General features: G+C 31.0%; 2 protein-coding genes. Both read left to right on the forward strand.

Annotation, left to right across the window (positions count from 1 at the left end; translation table 11 throughout):
* The first annotated feature begins 582 nt into the window (after positions 1 to 582).
* Positions 583 to 777 (forward strand): DUF1573 domain-containing protein, encoded by a 195-nt coding sequence (locus tag E5355_RS20420; RefSeq protein ID WP_353889732.1) that lies wholly within the window; start codon positions 583 to 585, stop codon positions 775 to 777.
* A gap of 71 nt (positions 778 to 848) precedes the next feature.
* On the forward strand, positions 849 to 1,553 hold the full coding sequence (locus E5355_RS18950; RefSeq protein ID WP_136011540.1) for a bacteriocin fulvocin C-related protein: 705 nt from the start codon (positions 849 to 851) through the stop codon (positions 1,551 to 1,553).
* Positions 1,554 to 2,003 lie beyond the last annotated feature (450 nt).

Here is a 2,003-nt window from a genome sequence, read left to right on the forward strand (position 1 = left end):
AGATACAAAGATAGCGATTTTATCTGACATTCACAAATAGAATCACTGTTATTTTGATGATAATCAGAGGATTATTCTAAAATTGTTGCTGACCAACCTGATTGTATTCGATTCGCTGAATAGTTACTTAAGAAAAAGTATTCTCAACATAGTTAAAAGCCAATTAACCTCCAGCGAACCAACCGACATTCAACTGACAGTAAAGCAATATTCTGGTAGTGAATACACTGATAGTAATTTGAATATTTATATAAAGCAATTAAAAATAAATATGCATAGTGGAATTAAATACCACCTTTATTGACACAATTAAAGTCGTTATAAATAACCATTATAATAATGAGAACACAACTAATTTTATGCCTTGGAATCTTCCTGGTTAGCTGTACAAATAAAGTTTCCAATACATTGGTTCTGAATACTGAGAGCCTGTTTAAAAAATTTCCAATTAGATTCATTGGGTAAGAATAATGAAAGTCTTCTTCTATTTAAAGATAAAGTTATTGATTTTGGTACCATAATGGAGAAACAAACATCTGAAATTTTAATCTATTTCCCTTACGCAAATATTGGGCAATCGAGATTAAGACAGATGTTTCATGCAATTGCCTCACAGCTGTGAATAAAAGCCCTCCTTTGTCCAGAGGAGAAGTCGGAAGTATAGAAGTCTTAGTTAATATAAGAAACAAAAAGGGAGTCTTTAATAAAGCAATCTTCATTAAATCAAATGCGACTAATGACATTGAAATTATTCGCGTTAAAGGTTTTATAAAATAGTCTTTAAGAGACCCATTGAAACTTTTCAACAAAATCATATTATATAATCACGTTTTATAAAAATAATCTATATGCAAAAAGTCAAATATCTATTAGTTTTGGTTATGAGCATATTTTCTTTCTCTTGCCAGAAAAGTAATATGTATAGTTGCGATCCTGACATTGAAAGATGGGCAAATGAGAATGTTTTAGAAATAAGTAGGATGAGTAGAATGCAATTTCTGAATTTAAAAAAGGATTCATATAAAAGAGCTGCTTATCGAATCTTTGATACTGAAAAGAAACGAGAAATATGGAACGAAAAATACCAAGAGTTGGAAAAGCTAGACTGGTCTGAAGTCGAATGGAAGCATATAGAACTAATCTATTCATTGATATTAGATTATGAGAAGTCTATATTCACTTCTATCGATTTGAATAATAATGACGAGTTGCTGATTTTTATATATCGATGGCAAGAATATGCCAACAACACACTCGGATGGAATAAAAAGCAAATTCATGCAATTTGTTATAGCATAGAAAAAGTATTAAATAAGCAAGGTGACTTAGATAAAAATTTTGAAGATGAAATTATTGCGTTAACTCAAGGAGAAGGAGTTGGGTTTGAATGTTCGTGTAGCCAGAAAAGTAGTTATTGCGATATATTGGATCATGAAGGACCCGATTACACTACTTGTAGAACTCCAACAAGGGGCAGTTGTAAGCCAACTTCAGGATGTGGATTATTTTGGCTGTTTGAGTGTGATGGAATGTGTTTAGGATTAGGAATTTAACCGCATCATTATGAACAAAAAGAAATGTTTTATATCAATTTTCTTCATATCCTTCTTATTATTTATTCTTCTTAGCCCGATAAGAATAATAGGAGCGATACAAGCTACTATTACTTCGTGCGTGATATTTCAAGCATTTACGGTAATTATGCTTAGTCGATACTATAGAATTATTAAACCTTGGATTCTATTTGTTGCAATTTTATTTGGAAGTTCTATTATTGATATCCCAATAAGGATTCGTTATTTTGAATATACGACGTTGTCCTTTCCTGAATTTGTAGGTAGGATAGTATCTATAATAATAGGCTATCTCGTATTCAGTAACTATTCAGCGAATCGAATACAATCAGGTTGGTCAGCAACAATTTTAGAATAATCCTCTGATTATCATCAAAATAACAGTGATTCTATTTGTGAATGTCAGATAAAATCGCTATCTTTGTATCT

This window comes from Bacteroides muris (ex Afrizal et al. 2022) (assembly GCF_004793475.1).
GTDB classification, from domain to species: Bacteria; Bacteroidota; Bacteroidia; order Bacteroidales; family Bacteroidaceae; genus Bacteroides; species Bacteroides muris.

Bases quoted from the DNA above. Each gene is read 5' to 3' on its own strand.
- E5355_RS18950 (WP_136011540.1), top strand. From the start codon at position 849: ATGCAAAAAGTCAAATATCTATTAGTTTTGGTTATGAGCATATTTTCT.